The following is a 16,838-nucleotide window of genomic DNA, read 5'->3' on the forward strand; positions in this document are numbered from 1 at the left end:
GCTGGAGGAAGGTTGCAACGGAATCGTCCTCCAGCCGAACAGCAGCAGTCCGTGGAGGTTGACGTAAATGACGACGAAGGTTCGGATAGTAACCGACAGTACAGCGGATATTCCGCGCGAAGTCCGGGAGCGGCTGAACATCGAGATGGTGCCGCTGCAGGTGCTCTTTGGAACGGAATCCTACCTGGATTCCGTAACGCTCCAGGCCGATGAATTCTACGAGAAGCTGGAGAAATTCAGCGGGCTGCCGACGACATCGCAGCCTTCCCCGTCCGAATTCATGGCCGTATACGAGAGGATTCTGGATGAATCTCCGGATGCGCCGATCATCTCCATCCATCTGTCCTCCCAGTTCAGCGGCACCTTCCAATCCGCTCTGCTTGCTCAATCGCTGATCGAGAGAGAGGCCGACATTACGGCCGTCGACTCCAAGTCGGCTTCCTACGGCAACGGCATGCTGGTCGTGAAGGCTGCCGAGATGGCCGAGGCCGGCGCGTCCAAGGAGGAGATTCTGGACGAAGTGTACCGGATGCGCAAGGAGACAGGGCTTTATTTCCTCGTGGATACGCTGGAATACCTTCAAAAAGGCGGACGGATCGGCAAAGCCTCGGCATTTTTCGGATCCATTCTCAATATCAAGCCGATTCTGTCCATCGATGACGAAGGCTCCATCACGCCTGTGGACAAGGTTCGAGGCACCAAAAAAGCCGTTCAGCGCGTCGTTGACCTGCTGAAGGAACAATTCGGCGACGATCCTGTGGCGGTCCACTTCGCCTGGGGATACCAAAGAGGCTCCGCACTCGATCTGTATGAAGCGATCAACGCTTCGTTCCAGATCCGCCATACGACCACCACAACGCTCGGTCCTGTCATCGGCGCCCATGTAGGCCCAGGTACCGCAGCGGTGTTCATGCAGAGAGCATGACCCATAATTCTCTTGCCCGGCTGGAAGAAATTCCGCTGAGGCAGATCAAAGGCGTGAGCGCTCCGAAGGAGCAGGAGCTTCACGCCTTTGGCATCTATACGGCAGCCGATCTGTTGAACTATTTTCCTTTCCGCTACGAGGATTATCGTCTCCGTTCCCTGGGAGAGGCGAAGGACGGCGAGAAGATCACCGTTCAGGGCGTCATCCGGGGGCTGCCGATGGTCGCCCGCTTCGGCAAGGGAAAAGCCCGCATCACCTGCAAGGCCGAGGTGGACGGGCAGCTGGTGACGGCCGTCTGGTTCAACCGGATGTTCCTCAAGGACCAGCTGACGCTGAGCCGTGAAATTACGCTCACGGGCAAATGGGATGCCCGCCGGATGCAGCTGACGGTGACCGATTCGGAATTTCCCGACAAGGGAGTCGCCAAAACAGGCACTCTGCAGCCGGTCTATTCGGTCGGAGGCGGGATAACGCAGGCATGGATGCGCAAGACGATCGGACAAGCGCTGGCTCAATACGGCAGCCTTCTGGAGGAGAACCTCCCGGAGAGGCTCGTGGCGAAGTACAAGCTCATGCCGAGAGCCGAAGCGGTGCTGCATATCCATCATCCCGAGCATCCGAAGGATGGGCAGGGAGCGCGCAGAAGGCTCGTCTACGAGGAGCTGTTCTTCTTCCAGCTCAAGCTGCAGGCATACCGGATGCTGAACCGCCGCCGCGCGGACGGCATCGTCCACCGGGTCGATCCGGAGGTCATCCGTCAGTTCGCGGCATCGCTGCCGTTCGAGCTGACGGATGCCCAGAAGAAGGTCGTCAATGAGATTCTTGCCGACATGCGCCAGCCCCATGCGATGAACCGGCTGCTGCAGGGCGACGTCGGCGCGGGCAAGACGGTCGTCGCCGCCATCGCTTTGCTTGCGGCCGTCAAGGCCGGGCATCAGGGAGCGCTCATGGTGCCGACGGAAATATTGGCGGAGCAGCATATGAGGTCTCTGACGAGGCTGTACGAATCGGCAGGCGTCCAGACCGGGCTGCTTACCGGCAGCGTAGGGGAGCGCAAGCGCCGCGATCTGCTCGCCGGGCTGCAGATGGGGCTCATCGACGTGCTGATCGGGACGCATGCGCTGATCCAGGACGACGTCGTCTTCCGCTCGCTTGGGCTCGTCGTCACGGATGAGCAGCATCGGTTCGGAGTCAATCAGCGCAGCGTGCTCAGGCGCAAGGGGCCGAGTCCGGATGTGCTGACGATGACGGCGACGCCGATTCCGCGCACGCTCGCCATAACGGCGTTCGGCGACATGGACGTGTCCACGATCAAGGAACGCCCGAAGGGCCGCATTCCGATCAAGACCTATTGGGTCAAACATGCCATGATGGACCGGGTGTTCGGCTTCATCCGCAGGGAGACGGCGGAGGGACGGCAGGCTTATGTCATCTGTCCGCTCATCGAGGAATCGGAGAAGCTGGACGTGCAGAATGCGATCGATCAGTTCGTGCAGCTGCAGCAGGCTTTCCCGGATTTAAAGGTCGGCCTGCTGCATGGCAGGATGACTACGGCCGAGAAGGATGAGGTCATGCGGGCGTTCGGCGAGAACGAGCTGCAGGTGCTCGTCGCGACGACGGTCGTGGAGGTCGGTGTCGACGTTCCCAACGCGACGCTGATGATCATCATGGATGCGGAGCGCTTCGGCCTCTCGCAGCTGCATCAGCTGCGCGGCCGGGTAGGGCGCGGAGCCCATGCCTCTTTCTGCGTGCTCGTCGCGGATCCGAAGACCGAGACCGGCCGCGAGCGGATGGCCGTCATGCAGGAGACCGACGACGGCTTCGAGGTGGCGCGGCGGGATCTGGAGCTGAGAGGTCCCGGCGATTTCTTCGGCACGAAGCAGAGCGGCCTGCCGGACTTCAAGCTGGCCGATATGGCCGCTGACTTCGCCGTGCTGGAGGCCGCGCGGGACGATGCGGCCGACATCGCCGCCGAGCCTGATTTCTGGACTGCGCCGGCCTATGCCGACATGCGTGCGATGCTTGCCAAGGATCCGATTTTCCAGGGAGCCCAGCTCGATTGAGTCTTGGCGTTTTCGTCCTTGGAGCAGCAGCTGCCAAGGATCCGATGTTTCATGATGCAGCTCTAGGGCGGAACATCGACATCGGTGCCATGCCATTCTTGTCCCATCCGGGTCCTGCCCCGCAGCTGCTTGCCGGCTGCGGGGCGTTTTTGCCTCCCGTGCGCATATTTCGGCTATGTCAGGAAACTCTCGGATGGGCCCGGCATAGGATAACATCGGTGGTTTTGGGATGTTGCCCGACCAAATCGATGGAGGTGCCTGGCTGCATGAGCTACGTAAAGTACGGGATACGGCCCGAATTCGTGGAACGAGTCAAGCTGAAGCTGAAAAATCCGGCAGTGAAGGATCGCATCAAGCTGCTTGTGAACGGAATTACGAAGTACGATCTGGCCGACCGCGCCAAAGTGAAAAAGCTGGTCCGCAACGGTGCCAGCATCCTGCAGGAAAAGCTGACGGATACTCAGGAGGAGCAGCTGGTGCAGTTCGTGCTGAGCCTCAAGATCGATCCGAACAATACGTTCCACCTCATCAAGCTATGGGGAATGTTTCGCTGATCGGGACGAAGCGCCCGTACCTTCCGGCAATCCGCTCCGTCATTGCATGGATGCCGCTTGGGCGTTGGGAATATAGACACGAGCGCATTTTGGCCGGCAGCGGCAAGGGAAAAGCGTTGAATTTCGGGCGGAACACCCGGCATTCAGCGTTTTTTTGTGCTTGAAGAGCTCGCATAAGCATTCCTGATGACTGGCATAGAGGATCTGAATTTCACATCTCTCCCCGACTGTCCTATAGTGAAGTCAACAACAGGACGGAAGGTGAACGGTTTGACACAGGTTCAGGTACAGATACAGGCGGCATTCAAGCAGCTGCCCGGAAACAAGGGGTTCGCCTTCGGGCTTTTCCTGACGGCTACGCTGGCGGCTGCGGCGAAAATGATCGCCGAGCTGCCGGGATTCCAGGTATTCGGTCCGCTGGTGCTGGCTATCGTGCTTGGCATGGCCTACCGGCATTTTGCGGGAGGAGTGCCGGCGGCGGCAGGGGCGGGCATCTCGTTCGCCTCGAAGACGCTGCTGCGGGCGGGCATCGTCCTGCTCGGCATGAGGCTGAATCTCGGCGACATCGTGTCGGCCGGCCCCCGGGTGCTCGCGATCGACATCATCCATATCGCGGTGACGATTCCATTCGTAGCCTGGATCGCTTCACGTCTGGGCACGAGCCGGAATCTGGGACTGCTCACCGCCTGCGGAACCGCTATCTGCGGCGCGGCGGCAGTCGCGGCCATATCGCCGCAGCTCAAGGCCAAGGAGGAGGAGACGGCTGCGGCTGCAGCCGTCGTCGCAATTCTCGGCACCATCTTTACGCTGCTCTACACGCTGCTCTATCCGGTGCTTGGAATGAGCGCTTCAGGATACGGAATCTTCTCCGGCTCGACGCTGCACGAGGTCGCCCATGTGCTGGCCGCTGCAGCTCCGGGCGGACGCGAGGCGGTCGACATGGCTGTCGTCGTCAAGCTTGCCCGCGTGGCGATGCTGGTTCCGGTCGCGCTGCTGCTCGGCATGTGGTCGGCCAGGAAAAGCCGCAAGAGCGGCATAGACGGAACGGCGACAAAAACGCCCGTTGCGATACCATGGTTTATTTTCGGATTTCTGGCCGTCAGCGCCATCCATACGACAGGATTGGTTCCGGAGGAAGCCGCTTCCGCTCTTGTCACGGCGGCTTACCTGCTGATCGCCATGGCGATGGCGGGGCTCGGACTGGGCGTAGACGTCAAGATGTTCAGGCGGCTTGGACCAAAGGCCTTCGCGGCGGGGCTTGCCGGCTCGGTGCTGCTGACGGCGATCGGTTTCGGCCTGGTCCATCTGCTCGGGCTCGCGCAGGGCTGAGCCGGCGCTCCTCTAGGGCTGGACGCTGCATTGGCACAAGGATGGATAGAAGGGCGGCTTCGGTTCCGGGGGCCGCCTTTTGATTTGATTTTCATCTTGATGGTCAACCTATGAATGCGTCTCCATATTGCGCGTCAAGGTGTATAATGGGCGGTGGAGGTGTACATACATGACATATATTGAAGATGGAGCCGTCGTTTTGTTTCAGGGCGACAGCATTACCGACGCCGGACGCGACCGCAGCCAGGGAGACAGCCTCGGTTCCGGTTATGCTCTGATGGCAGCAGCGCAGTTCGGAAGAAAGCACCCGACCAAGGACGTGAAGTTCCTCAACAGAGGCGTCGGGGGAGATCGCGTCGTCGACCTCGCCGGCCGGTGGGAGGAGGACTGCCTGGAGCTGCGCCCGTCCTGGCTGTCGGTCTATATCGGCATCAACGATACTTGGAGACGCTTCGACAGCGGCGTGCCGCTGAGCGCGGAAGAATACCGGGACACGTATCGTTCCATCCTGGAACGAGCGCTGGAGAAGAACGCTCCGAAGCTCATTCTGGTGGAGCCGTTCGTGCTGCCGGTAAATGAGGGACAGAAGGCGTGGCGCGAGGATCTGGATCCTAAGATCCAGGCCGTGCGCGAGCTTGCAGGAGAATACAAGGCCCTTTATGTACCGCTCGACGGCCTGTTCGCCCAAGCGGCGGCCGCGACAGGACCGGAATACTGGGCCCCGGACGGCGTCCATCCTTCCCCGGCGGGCAACGCGCTGATCGCCGAGGCCTGGCTGAATGCGGTGAAGGCGTAACTTTCTTTTCATGTGCGGAAAAGAAAAGAAAGATATTGGAGCGCAACTGCCGCAAGCACAGGCAGCGGCAGGCCATTCGGCTTGAGAGCGGAGCCGGACTCTGAATGCGGAACGCTCAACAACGAACAGAAGCCCGCCGGAAGAGGCGGGCTTCTGCCTTTTCTTTTGCCTTGTCTGCCTGCAGGGAAGGCGGTCAAGGCCGCTTCTGCCGCAAGCCTGCATCAGGCAAGCGGACGCAGCTTCTTCTTGAAGCCGGCTTCGCGGCGGAATCCGACCGATTCATAGAAGGCATGCGCTTCGCTGCGGTGGGCGCCGGATACGAGAATCATGTACGTGCATTGATGCGCGTTGGCGAAGCTTTCCAGATCCGCCATCAGCTTTCTTCCGACGCCGCCTCCCCGGCAATGGGCCGATACAACGACGTTCTCGATCAGCAAATAGGGGCGGAGGCCGCAGACGAGATCGGGGCAGAGGATGCCCATCGCCGTGCCGACGAGCCGCTCTCCGTCGGAGGCAACGGCTACCCGGATGCTGTCGTTGCCGGCCATGCGGTCCAGCCGCTCCGCCAGAGCCGCCGGATCGGTATCCGTCCCGGTCAGCTCCAGCAGCAATTCCGCCAGGGACGAGGCATCCGCAGGCACGGCGCTGCGCAGTTCGATCGAATTCAGCATCGTTGTCGAGGCCGCCTTTCTCAGTTGAAGCATCTTTCTACAGCATACCAAAATCGGCTTTATCCGTCTTGTCCCGAAGGAAGAAGCCGCTCTAAGCCGAATAGAAGAGACGGAGAACGAGTAGCGGACATCGACTATGGTCCTATGAGCGCTTGTTTGGAGAGGAGAAGATGCCGTGAGCGGATCTCTGCATGAATGGATGGATCCACTGGGACTGCCGGATGTCGATGAGCCCGCCCGGCTCCTGGCCCAGTGCATGTACGCAGGAGGCGACGCGGAGAGGCCGCATCGTGTCCTGCAGCAGTACCGCGAGGATCGGGAGCTTCACTTGGCCGGCCTCGGCGAGGGCGGCAGGCTGATCGGCATTGCCGGTTATCGGGCGCCTTCCCATCGCGACGCCGTGCTGCTGCATCTTGCGGTGAGTCCGGAGCTGAGGGGAGGCGGGGCGGGCAGGCGGCTGGTATCCCGCTGTCTGCAGGCGGCGAGGAATGGCGTTTTGCGGGCCGAGACCGACGCCGATGCGGTTGAATTTTACCGGAAGCTCGGCTTCGATATCCGCAGCCTGGGAGAGAAATATCCTGGTGTGGAACGCTTCGACTGCACGCTCCGCCGTTATGTCCCGAGGAAGGCGGACAGCGGGGACTTCTCCGTTGTTTCCGCATGGCCGGCGAGCCGCAGCGAGGCGTTTTATATGTTCCCTAAGGGCGGATATCCATTGCGTGCCGACGAGCTGGAGGCGGCTGCGGCTGAAGACATCCATCCGACGCTGCTGACCGAAGCCGCGGACGGGACGCCTGCCGCATATGCGAATCTGTACGAGTCGGAAGGCAAGCTCTGGCTCGGCAATGTCATCGTCAGTCCGGATTACCGCGGCAAGGGAGCCGCCGCAGCTCTCCTGGAAGCGATGGAAGCGGCAGCCGCGGAGCGGGTGCGGGAGCTTCATCTGACCTGCCACGGTCCGAATGGCAAGGCTCTGTTGTTCTTTGCCGGCGCAGGCTGGATGCCTTGGGACATCCGCAGGATGGAGGGACCGGATGGAACGCCGATCGCGGCCGTTCGTATGAGGAAGCTGCTGACACATCATTGACGATCGAAAGGATGATGAAAATGGGACGCTGGGAATATAAAACGCTCAAGCATCAATTCGGAGGCTGGACAGGCACGAAAATCAACATCGAAGATCTCGACGGACGGCTGAACCTGCTTGGAGCCGAAGGGTGGGAGCTGGCCTCATCCTTCGATACGAGCCGTTACGAGGGCGCTTCGACGGGAATTGTGATGATTTTCAAGCGATGGGTGGAGGCATGACCGGCAGCAGGGAGGAAGCCCGATTCGGCGGCAGGCTGAGGATGGACTTCGACGAAAGCCTGCAAGATTCCGGCGAAGCCTTCTCAGGCTGGGACTTCGGATATTTGACCGCAACCGGCCGCATGATCGAATATCCTCTTCCATGGAGTTACCGCAATCTGCTGGAGCCTTATAAAAGAGCCGCTTCCTCCATGCTCGACATGGGCACGGGCGGAGGGGAGTTCCTGCAGCGGCTGAAGCCGCTGCCTCCCGATACCCGGGCGACGGAAGGCCATCTGCCCAATGTGGAGGTCGCGCGCCGGCGGCTGGAAGAGGAAGGCGTGCAAGTGGCCTGCATCGAGAGCGACGAGGACCTCCCCTATGGAGATGAATCGTTCGACTTGATCATCAACCGGCATGAGTCGTACTGCGCTGCCGAGCTCCATCGCTTGTTGAAGCCCGGAGGCATATTCATCACCCAACAGGTAGGCGGCAGCAACGACCGCGAGTTCAACGAGCGCCTCGGGCAGGCGCCGCCGGCCCACGCGGACTGGACGCTGGACCGGACACGCGGCGAGCTGGAAGCGGCGGGCTTGCAGCTGATCTGGCAGGACGAGGTTCTCACGCACACCCGATTTTACGATATCGGGGCTGTCGTCTGCTATTTGACTATAATCGAATGGCAGGTCGTTGGCTTCTCTCCATCCACGCACCGCGATGCGCTGAAAGAGATCCATGATGAAATCGAAAGGCGGGGCTGGCTGGATGTCACCTGCCATCGATTCGTGCTCGCGGCAGCCAAGCCGGCATGACGCTGCGGCGGGCAGCAACGGAAGGTGAAGGGCGGCTGACGGAGCCGGCAGCCGGGGAGTATCCTTGAGAGCTGTCATGGAAGCTCTCGAAAAGCGAAAAGCCTTTCGGATGTCCGAAAGGCTTTTCGAGTTCAATCCACCAGCGGCTCGATGCAGTCGCGCGTGTCGTTTTTGACGCTGCCGACGCCCGCGCCGACCGGATAGGCGGCCATCTCTTCCTCCGGATAGGGGACGAGCAGCGGCGACAGGCGGGCCGCATCCTGGACGCCGCGGTCAAGCCACAGAGGCTCGTCCTCCCGCCGGAGGATGACCGGCATCCGGTCGTGAATGGAGGCCATCAGCCCGTTCGGAGACGTCGTAAGCACCGTACAGGTGGACAATCGTTCGCCGGCCGGCGACACCCACGTCTCATAGAGGCCGGCCATGGCAAAGGGCTCCCGGCTGCGGAGCGTAATTCGCATCGGCTGCTTGCCCGATTCCGTGCGCTGCCACTCGTAGAAGCCGTCGGCAGGAATGAGGCAGCGCTTGCGGCGAAGCGCATCCCGGAACGCCGGTTTGGCGGCGGCCGTTTCGGCTCTGGCGTTGAGCATGCGGCTGCCGATCTTCGGATCGTCGGCCCAAGGCGGGACCAGTCCCCACTTCAGCTCGCCCAGCCGGTTGCGCTTGCCGTCGCTGACGACGGCCATGACCATCTGGCCTGGGGCGACGTTGTAGCGGGGCTCCAGCTGCGGGATCGTCGTTTCCCCGATCAAAAATCGGAGCATGAGCTCTTCGAGCGTGACGGTCAGCGTATAACGTCCGCACATGGTTGTCCCTCCTCGAAAATGGAATGGCTTCGAAAGCAGGCTGTTCGCAGCGCTGCAGCTTCCTTTAGCATAGTATGTCTGCCGGCTTTCGGCAAATCGCATCAGCGGGAGCGTTGGGCCCGGCATCAAGCTTCCGCCGCCCGTCTCCGGCCTGTCGCCGATGAACGGTTGTTCGAGGATTAAGCAGATAGCTTTCCGACTATACTGGGAACAGAGAGATTCGGTGCGGGAGGAAGACGGGCATATGAAGGAAAGCAAGGCCGGAAACGAGAACGGACAACGGCATCGGCCCGGAAAGCAGGACGATGTCGCCGATATCCGGGAAACGGGGGACGGAGGGGGGGCGGATGGCGGCATGGAAGCCGCGTCTGAAGTCAAAAGCGCTCCAGCCCCCCGCAGGCATCCGCTGCTCAGGCTGCTCCTGCTGCCGGCGGCGCTGCCTCTGGCGGCGGCAGCCTATGCGGCCGCCAAACGGCGCAGCCGCCGGGCTTCCCGCGAGCTGGCGGAGCGGGCCGCTCCGCTGACGCTGACCGCTCCGTCGGTCGCGGAGCTCCGTGCCGCATGGCAGAAGCTGGAGCGGACTGCCGCCAAGAAAGCCTCCTTTCCCGCCCCGGGCTGGCTGGCGCACCCACATGCCGTCTCCGGCAAGCAAGCCGCCCTGCCGTCGCCCGATCCGGCATGGGCGATCGAAGCTGCGGCCGCGCCGGGAACGCCGCCCCAAGCAGCCGGTCCTGCCGGCGATGCCGCGCTTCTGCAGCGCATCCGTGCCGAGACCGCGCGGATGAACCGCAACAACTTGACGCGGACGGAAGCCTACCGCCAGTTCTATCTGCGGCGCCCGGAGGTTCACTGGGCGCTGCTGGCCCATATGGTGAGCCGCAACGGCGGCTGGAACATGACCGATCTGCAGGCCGAATGGCTGCCCAGGCTGCTCGACACCGCCAAGCGAAGGGCATGCTTCGGAATGCTGGAGAGAGCCAATGCGCTTATTTTCCATGACGCTTATGCCCAGCTGCTTCTCTACGAGGAGAGCAGGCGAAGCGGGCGCAGCCTGCTGCATCTGCTGCCGGCGCTCGGAGTGTCGGCCTTCATGCGGCCTGTCTGGCAGCAGTTCCTCCGCACGGGCGATGCGGTGCCGCTGACGATCGGTCTGATCGTGAACGAGCAGAACTTCATCGAGAGCCGGGTCGTCCAGAACGCCTACTATCGGCGCAAGGTGCTGGGCACATTCTACTTCGGCATGCAGTCGGTGCTGCAGCTGAACCAGGTCGTGTTTCCTTACGGCCGGGACGAGAGCGGAGAACCGCTGCTCGCAGGGCTTATTCTCGAGGACTTCTCCGATCTCAAGGAGCGGATCGAGTTCGGCAAGCGGCTGTACGCGCTGCTGTTCGGAGTTCCCGGGGTGGCGGAGGGCGTCCTTGAGTTCGCCAAGAAAACCCGCCATACCGGGTCGCGGAGCGACTACGCCCCTGCGATGTACGCATCTGTACGACGCTCCCCGCCAACCGCCGCCTACCGGGAACGCCTCTCCGGCGGACGGCTGCGCGACGGCGCGGAGCCCCTCTACAGCCCGCCGCTCCAAGCGGCCTGGTCGGACCGTCCCGTCGATGATCCGGAGCCGGGGGACTGGTTTGCGGGCACCGCTTCCGTCCTGCCGTATTTCCGCGGCTTGCCGCTGCCGCATCCATTCGAGATGACGGCCGACTACCGCATCGCGCTCGGCAAGGTGGAGCTTGCCGTGCTTGCCGCGCAAGCAGCCGGAGCCGCGGCCAAGCCGGTTCTATGGACGACACCGTCCGCAGAGGAAGAGAGCATGGACTAGGTCGTCCAGCCGGCTCCGGATTGCATCCGGACCGGCTTTTTTTGTCTTGCCGGCATGCCGCGGGCATCCGACGAACGGCCGCTCGGGCAGCCGCAGCCGAAGCAATCACCTGTTCGCTTGGCGTCCGGAGGGCGATGTCGTATGATAAAAGCACAACCGAGATCAAGCTCTGCCATCCAATTCCAGCTTCGGGCGGTGAGACGATGGGAAGCAGACGGTTTTTCAGCCTCAGATCCAAAGTTCTGCTGTTCGCCGTGGCGGTGGCCGTCATTCCGCTTGTAATTGTAAGCGGTTTCTCGACCTTCGAATCGACGAAGCTCATTCAGAACCAGGTCGCCCAGCTGAAGCTGGAAAGCGCGCGTGCCGTCTCCAGCCATCTCGACATGATGATGAACGACGTCAATACCATTTCCCTGAATCTCATCCAGAATCGGGATGTGTCCGCTTATCTGTCCTCGAAGGATCCTGCCGCCAGGCAAAAACAGCTCTCGCGCATCCTGTCCATCTGCAACGAGCAAGCCTTCAACAAACCTTATCTGTTTTCGATTTATTTGCAGGATCTCGCCGAAAAGGGCATTGACACCAGGGGCGCGCTCAACGCCATCCCTCCCGACCGCCTGCTTCGCGCCAAGGAACGGAAAGGAGGCGACAGCTGGTATCCCGACAGCGTCTACGTCCAGAACAAGGAAATCAAGGTCATCACGATGATCCGAGACATCCGGGATATCAACGATGTCGGCCGCTCGCTGGGCGTGCTTAAGATCAATATTCCGCAAAGCAGCATCCTGGAGCTGTACCGCAGCAGCATGCCGGGAGAGAGTCCGTTTTATTTGCTGGACGGAAGCCGGATCGTGCTCACCTCGGAGGAGTTTCATCCGGATGGAGGCAGCAGTCCTCCGCCGCTGCCGCCAGGAGGGCTCGGCTCCGCAAGCGAAGGGCAGTACGTCGCAGAGCTGGACGGAGAGAGCTATTTGGCGGTATACGACCGGATGAGCCGTCCGGACTGGCATATCGTGGAATTGACGCCGCTGCGGCAAATAGCGGAGCCTGCAGCGGTGATCCGGCGCTTCGCTTACGCCTCCATGCTGGCCAGCCTGGCCGTATGCCTGGCCTTCATCCTCATCTTCGGATCCAAGGTGTTGAAGCCGCTGAAGAAAATCCGGGAGCTTATGCGCCATGTGGAGCGAGAAAACTTCGGCGGGCAGATGGAGGTGAAGGGCAGCGACGAGATCGCGCTGCTGTCGCATGGATTCAACCGGATGTCGCGCAAGCTGGATGAGTTGATCAACGAGGTCCATGTGTCGCGGATGAAGCAGAAGGATGCCGAGCTGAAGGCGCTCGAGGAGCAGATCAATCCCCATTTCCTCTACAATACGCTGGACATGATCTATTGGATGTGCCGGATGGAGCGCGCCTTCGAGACGTCGCTCATGATCAATTCCCTGTCCCAGCTGTTCCGGATCGGCCTGAACAGCGGCAGCCGCTTCACGACCGTCGAGAAGGAAGTCGAGCATATCCGCCATTACATGGCGATCCAGCAGAAGCGGCATGACGGCGGAATCCGGTTTCTGGAAGAGATCGATCCGTCCGTCCTTTCCTGCAAGGTGACGAAAATCGTGCTGCAGCCTCTCGTGGAAAATGCGGTCCGCCACGGCATCGAGCCGGGAGGCGGGGAGGGCAGGATCCGGCTGCGGATCTACCGCCAGGGAGCCGATCTTCTCTATGAGGTCGCCGATGACGGGGCCGGAGCGGATGAGCAGGAGATTCTCTCTCGGCTGGAAGCATGCGAGTCCGGCAAGGGAAACGGGAAGGAGGGAGGGCTTGGCTTGACGAATATCCGCGATCGGATCCGGCTGAACTACGGCACCGGCTATGGAATCGATTTCCGGAGCATTCCGGGGAAAGGCACAGTCGTTACCGTGCGCCAGCCATGCACAGAGGGGGAGGCTGTCCATGTTCAAGGTCATGCTGGTTGACGATGAGAAGATGGTGCGCAAAGGAATACGGATGTCCATCGATTGGCAGCGTTACGGCGTCGTAATCGCCTCCGAGGCGCGCGACGGCGCGGAAGCTCTGGAGAAGCTGCGGGAGGAGCCGGTCGACCTCATCCTCTCGGATATCCGGATGCCGGTCATGTCGGGCATCGAGCTGGCGCGCACCGTCAAGCAGCAGTATCCGGACGTGGAAATGGTGCTGCTGAGCGGTTATGAAGACTTTGCCTGCGCCAAGGAGGCGATGGCGCTCGGCATCCGGCATTACCTGCTCAAGCCGGTGCTGGCCGACAATCTGGTGGAGACCGTATCGGGACTGCGCGACGAGGAGAAGGAGCGCAGGCTCCGGCGGCAGGGAGAGCAGCTCAGGGGACAGCTGCTCCGGGCGAGCGCTCCTCTGCTTAAGTCGAGGCTGGTCGCGGGGATGCTGGAAGGCAGGATCGGCCGGCAGGAGCTTCTCGAGCAGGCGCGGCTGCTGGGCATGGAGCTGGGAGGGCCTCCCTATACCGTATTCGCGGCCGAAGTGGACGGCTACCGGCAGCTGCAGGAACGTCTCACTCCCTCGGAGCTGGACGCTTACGGATATGCCTTGCTGAACATCGCCGAGGAAACGCTCGCCGCAGCCCCGGGAAGCCCGGTCTGCATAACGGCGATCCGCCCTGGCAGGCTCGCAGGAATCCTCCCTATGCCGAGCGGGAAGCTTTCTTTGGATGCATTGGAACGGGTCGCGGCAAATGTCCATGCTTGTCTGGGCGTTTCCATTGCGGTTGGCGCCTCTCTGCCGGTCTGCGGTCTTGAGGACGCGGGACGAGGTTTCGTTGAAGCGCTGGCTGCCCTTCGCCAGAAGGCTGCTGCCGCCGGGGGAGGAGTCGCGGTGTATAAGAGCTCCCATCCGGAAGCTCGGCAGCCGGAAGATGCGCAGGCTGCACTTGCAAGCGAGGGGGATCAGCAAACTTGCGCGGAGGAGACTGTCCGCAAGCCTTGCGCCGCGAGCCGCCTCGTCAAGGAAGTCATCCGCTTCGCCGCCGAGAACGGCGACAAGCCGATCGGATTGGCGGAAGCGGCCGACCATGCGGGAGTGACGGCAGCTCATCTAAGCAAGGTGTTCAAGGAAGAGACGGGAACGACCTTCATCAAGTGGCTGACGAGGCATCGGATGGAGGAAGCGCAGCGGATGCTGCGGGACAGCCGACTGAGGACGGCGGACATCGCCTGCAAGGTCGGCTACCAGGATTATAAGTACTTCTCGCTGATGTTCAAGAAGCATGCGGGGATGTCCCCTCGGGATTACCGCAATCGATAGCCGCCAGAAGGCAGGGGGAGAGTCGTTCATGCTCAAGCGGATTGCGGCGGCGCTGCTGCTTGCGGTTCTCATACCGGCCGCCGCCGGCTGCAGGAGCGGTCCGTTGCCGCTGCCGTCTGCAGCCCCTGCTGCCGGGACGGGCGAGCCGCTGCGGATCGCGCTCACGGATTCCTGGCTGCCCACCTCTACGGCAGCCGTCGATGTCGTCCATCGCGAGCTGGTGGACCAGTTCCGCCGGGAGCATCCCGGCCTAGAGCTGAAGGAGGATGTGCTGGACAACAACGCCTTGAAGCTGAAAATCAAGACGCTCGCAGCCGGCAACGCGCTGCCCGACGTCTTCATGGTTCTCGGCTCGGATGCCCGGATGCTGCTCGGCAACGGCTTGATCCAGCCGGTGGACGACTTTCTGGCGGCCGATCCTTCCTGGGGCGGAGGATTCAGGCCCGAGGCCTTCGACGACTTCACCTTCGGCGGCAGGCGGGCAGCTGTCCCGATGCAGATTACGGCGACCTCGCTCGTATTCTACAACAGCCGCATGTTTCGGGAAGCGGGCTACGAGCATTTCCCGGGAAGCTGGGAGGAGCTCCTCCAGGCGCTGGAAACGATCAAGAAGCGCGGCTATACACCGATTTCGTTCGGCAACAGGGATGCCTGGGTAGGAGGCTCGTGCCTGTTCAGCACGCTGGCGGAGCGCTATGTCGGGGAAGCCTGGATCAATGATGCCGTAGCCGGAACCGCCGCATACACGGACGCCCCGTTCGTGGAGGCGCTTCGCGCCGTTCGCAGCTTGGCCGATCAAGGGCTGCTTAACGCCGACCGGGGAACGCTCGACAACGTGCAGCAGCGGGAGCTGTACTATCAGGGCAAAGCGGCGGTCGTGCTGGAGGGAGGCTGGGCCGTATCCTCGTTCGCCGCAGATGCGCCTCCGGCCATAGCAGCTGAGACCAAGCTGGCGCTGCTGCCCGCCGTACGGGCCGGGCAGGAAGGAGCCGGCCTTGCGGTATCCGGCGGTTCCGGCTGGGGACTTGCCTTCAAGGCCGGCCTGAGCGGGGACCGTCTTGAAGCCGCATTGGAGCTTGTGAAGCTGCTCACCGGCTCGGAACAGGCCAATCGGGCCGCCGAGAGCGGCGACTTGTCCGGCTCGTATCCGAACGAATACGACGAGAGCGCTTCGACGCCGCTGTTCCGGGAATATCTGTCCTTGATGCGGCAGGTCCGCCTGACGCCGGTATTCGATGTGCGGCTGCCCGCGGGCGTTACCGAGGCGATGTACGCCGGCATTCAGGAGCTGCTGCGGCCGGATTCGGAGCTGACGCCGGAGGCGCTGGCCGCCAGAATTCAATCAGCCGCAGACGCAGGAGGATAGATGCGCGCTTGAAGAAGGGGGGTTGCGGGACGATGAGGGGAAGAAGTGCGGATAGGATCGGCGATTATGAGCGGATGACGATTCAAGCGGAGATCTTGTTCAAGACGGATGAACGGGGAACGATGACCGCGGTCAATGAGCCGTCCGGTTCGGCGGCGCCGCTTATTTTCCTCGGCAGAACGGCGGAGGGAGACGTCGTCCGCTTCGGCGAGGATTTCCCGGATGATCAGCGGGAGGCTTTTGACCGTGATTTCGGGAAAGGCCGGCCAGGGCTGGGGCTTGGAGAACTGATTCGGAGATGGAATGGGATCCGGGAGTTGACGTCGATCTGGATGGGGCCGGCTTATCTGTTCAGGAATCCTGTTCAGGCAGCGGGCGGAGCCATCCGCATTACGAGCGAGAACAGGAGCCTGCTTGATTCCGGATTTCCGGGCTTGGCCGAAGGACTGGAGGAACGCCAACCGGTTTTTGCCGTTGTCGAAGACGGGCTGGCCGTGTCGGTCTGCTTCAGCGCAAGAAAAGGCCTCCTTGGAGCGGAGGCCGGACTGGAGACGCTGCCGGGCCATCGAGGCCGGGGGCTCGCGATCCGGTGCGCGGAAGCCTGGGCCCAGGCGCTGCAGGCAGACGGCATGCTGCCATTTTACAGCACCTCATGGGACAACTTCGCTTCGCAGTCGGTCGCACGCAAGCTGGGCCTGCATGCATACGGCGTGGATATCCACGTTCGTTAGAGCCTTCAAGTCTCGGCGTAGAAAGGAATCAAAAAAGAGGACCCGCGGGGGTCCTCTTTTGCCTTAGAAAATGACATTCCGTACTAGTACTAGCAAAGGAACGCGCGCGTAATGATGACGAGCAGAATGAAGAGGACCAGGATTGCTGCCGTGCTCATTCCAAATCCGCCGTAACCGCAGCCTACGCCTTCTCCGCCGACGACTCCATAAGACATTTGTCATTTCTCCCTTCGGTAGACTGCGATATCCTATGCCTGCCGTTCCGGTTATGGCTGGACTCCGAGAGAAATGGGCGTGAAAATGGGCCCTTCCGCTTGAGGAGATCACGCCGACCCTAGCATAAGCACAAATATACCTCCCGTCCAAACATCGCTGCCGGTAG

The 16,838-nt window shown here is 61.8% G+C and carries 16 protein-coding genes; 13 read left to right on the top strand and 3 right to left on the bottom strand.

From position 1 onward, the window contains the following. Positions 1-67 precede the first annotated feature (67 nt). The 5 genes from fakB to PHU01S_RS06630 all read left to right on the top strand — a co-directional run bounded on the left by fakB (position 68) and on the right by PHU01S_RS06630 (position 5,667). Positions 68-925 carry a DegV family protein gene (gene fakB, locus PHU01S_RS06610; RefSeq protein WP_048748285.1) on the top strand — a complete coding sequence of 286 codons (858 nt, stop codon included), beginning with the start codon at positions 68-70 and terminating at the stop codon, positions 923-925. Next, the gene (recG, locus tag PHU01S_RS06615) at positions 922-2,988 is read left to right on the top strand and encodes an ATP-dependent DNA helicase RecG (RefSeq protein ID WP_021879097.1); all 2,067 of its coding nucleotides are present in this window, start codon (positions 922-924) and stop codon (positions 2,986-2,988) included. The genes fakB and recG overlap by 4 nt, the downstream gene beginning before the upstream one ends. 266 nt (positions 2,989-3,254) lie before the next feature. Further along, entirely contained in the window at positions 3,255-3,542 is a 288-nt protein-coding gene (locus PHU01S_RS06620) for a stage VI sporulation protein F (RefSeq protein WP_021879098.1), read from the top strand. A gap of 291 nt (positions 3,543-3,833) precedes the next feature. After that, positions 3,834-4,871, top strand: coding sequence for a YeiH family protein (locus PHU01S_RS06625; RefSeq protein ID WP_246029160.1), 1,038 nt, complete (start codon positions 3,834-3,836; stop codon positions 4,869-4,871). Positions 4,872-5,040: 169 nt separating this feature from the next. After that, positions 5,041-5,667 (top strand): SGNH/GDSL hydrolase family protein, encoded by a 627-nt coding sequence (locus tag PHU01S_RS06630; RefSeq protein ID WP_048748284.1) that lies wholly within the window; start codon positions 5,041-5,043, stop codon positions 5,665-5,667. 221 nt (positions 5,668-5,888) lie between these two features. On the opposite strand, the gene PHU01S_RS06635 is transcribed toward PHU01S_RS06630, so the two are convergent. Beyond that, the gene (locus PHU01S_RS06635) at positions 5,889-6,371 is read right to left on the bottom strand and encodes a GNAT family N-acetyltransferase (protein WP_246029156.1); all 483 of its coding nucleotides are present in this window, start codon (positions 6,369-6,371) and stop codon (positions 5,889-5,891) included. 142 nt (positions 6,372-6,513) lie between these two features. On the opposite strand from PHU01S_RS06635, the gene PHU01S_RS06640 reads away from it, so the two are divergent. The 3 genes from PHU01S_RS06640 to PHU01S_RS06650 are packed head-to-tail and all read left to right on the top strand — an operon-like array spanning position 6,514 to position 8,437. Continuing rightward, positions 6,514-7,425 (top strand): GNAT family N-acetyltransferase, encoded by a 912-nt coding sequence (locus tag PHU01S_RS06640; RefSeq protein WP_048748282.1) that lies wholly within the window; start codon positions 6,514-6,516, stop codon positions 7,423-7,425. Beyond that, positions 7,422-7,646, top strand: coding sequence for a DUF4177 domain-containing protein (locus PHU01S_RS06645; protein ID WP_246029157.1), 225 nt, complete (start codon positions 7,422-7,424; stop codon positions 7,644-7,646). The genes PHU01S_RS06640 and PHU01S_RS06645 overlap by 4 nt, the downstream gene beginning before the upstream one ends. Next, the gene (locus PHU01S_RS06650) at positions 7,631-8,437 is read left to right on the top strand and encodes a class I SAM-dependent methyltransferase (RefSeq protein WP_246029158.1); all 807 of its coding nucleotides are present in this window, start codon (positions 7,631-7,633) and stop codon (positions 8,435-8,437) included. The genes PHU01S_RS06645 and PHU01S_RS06650 overlap by 16 nt, the downstream gene beginning before the upstream one ends. Before the next feature lie 131 nt (positions 8,438-8,568). Here the strand turns inward: PHU01S_RS06650 and PHU01S_RS06655 are convergent, their stop codons facing one another. Beyond that, positions 8,569-9,243: an SOS response-associated peptidase gene (locus PHU01S_RS06655; RefSeq protein WP_048748280.1), complete on the bottom strand. Its 675-nt coding sequence runs from the start codon at positions 9,241-9,243 to the stop codon at positions 8,569-8,571. Positions 9,244-9,487: 244 nt separating this feature from the next. Between PHU01S_RS06655 and PHU01S_RS06660 the strand changes: the two genes are divergently transcribed. From PHU01S_RS06660 to PHU01S_RS06680, 5 genes are all read left to right on the top strand, one after another. Beyond that, positions 9,488-11,065, top strand: coding sequence for a DUF2515 family protein (locus tag PHU01S_RS06660; protein WP_246029159.1), 1,578 nt, complete (start codon positions 9,488-9,490; stop codon positions 11,063-11,065). A 203-nt stretch (positions 11,066-11,268) separates the two neighbouring features. Continuing rightward, on the top strand, positions 11,269-13,041 hold the full coding sequence (locus PHU01S_RS06665; protein WP_127506741.1) for a cache domain-containing sensor histidine kinase: 1,773 nt from the start codon (positions 11,269-11,271) through the stop codon (positions 13,039-13,041). Then, positions 13,019-14,359 (top strand): response regulator, encoded by a 1,341-nt coding sequence (locus PHU01S_RS06670; RefSeq protein ID WP_049867600.1) that lies wholly within the window; start codon positions 13,019-13,021, stop codon positions 14,357-14,359. Before PHU01S_RS06665 ends, PHU01S_RS06670 begins: the two co-directional genes overlap by 23 nt. Before the next feature lie 28 nt (positions 14,360-14,387). Further along, on the top strand, positions 14,388-15,725 hold the full coding sequence (locus PHU01S_RS06675; protein WP_049867599.1) for an ABC transporter substrate-binding protein: 1,338 nt from the start codon (positions 14,388-14,390) through the stop codon (positions 15,723-15,725). Positions 15,726-15,757: 32 nt separating this feature from the next. Continuing rightward, entirely contained in the window at positions 15,758-16,456 is a 699-nt protein-coding gene (locus PHU01S_RS06680; RefSeq protein WP_127506743.1) for a GNAT family N-acetyltransferase, read from the top strand. An 89-nt stretch (positions 16,457-16,545) separates the two neighbouring features. On the opposite strand, the gene PHU01S_RS26235 is transcribed toward PHU01S_RS06680, so the two are convergent. Next, positions 16,546-16,671 carry a hypothetical protein gene (locus tag PHU01S_RS26235; protein WP_021882580.1) on the bottom strand — a complete coding sequence of 42 codons (126 nt, stop codon included), beginning with the start codon at positions 16,669-16,671 and terminating at the stop codon, positions 16,546-16,548. Positions 16,672-16,838 lie beyond the last annotated feature (167 nt).

Origin of the sequence: Paenibacillus humicus NBRC 102415 (assembly GCF_004000905.1) — a bacterium.
Lineage (GTDB): Bacteria > Bacillota > Bacilli > Paenibacillales > Paenibacillaceae > Paenibacillus_O > Paenibacillus_O humicus.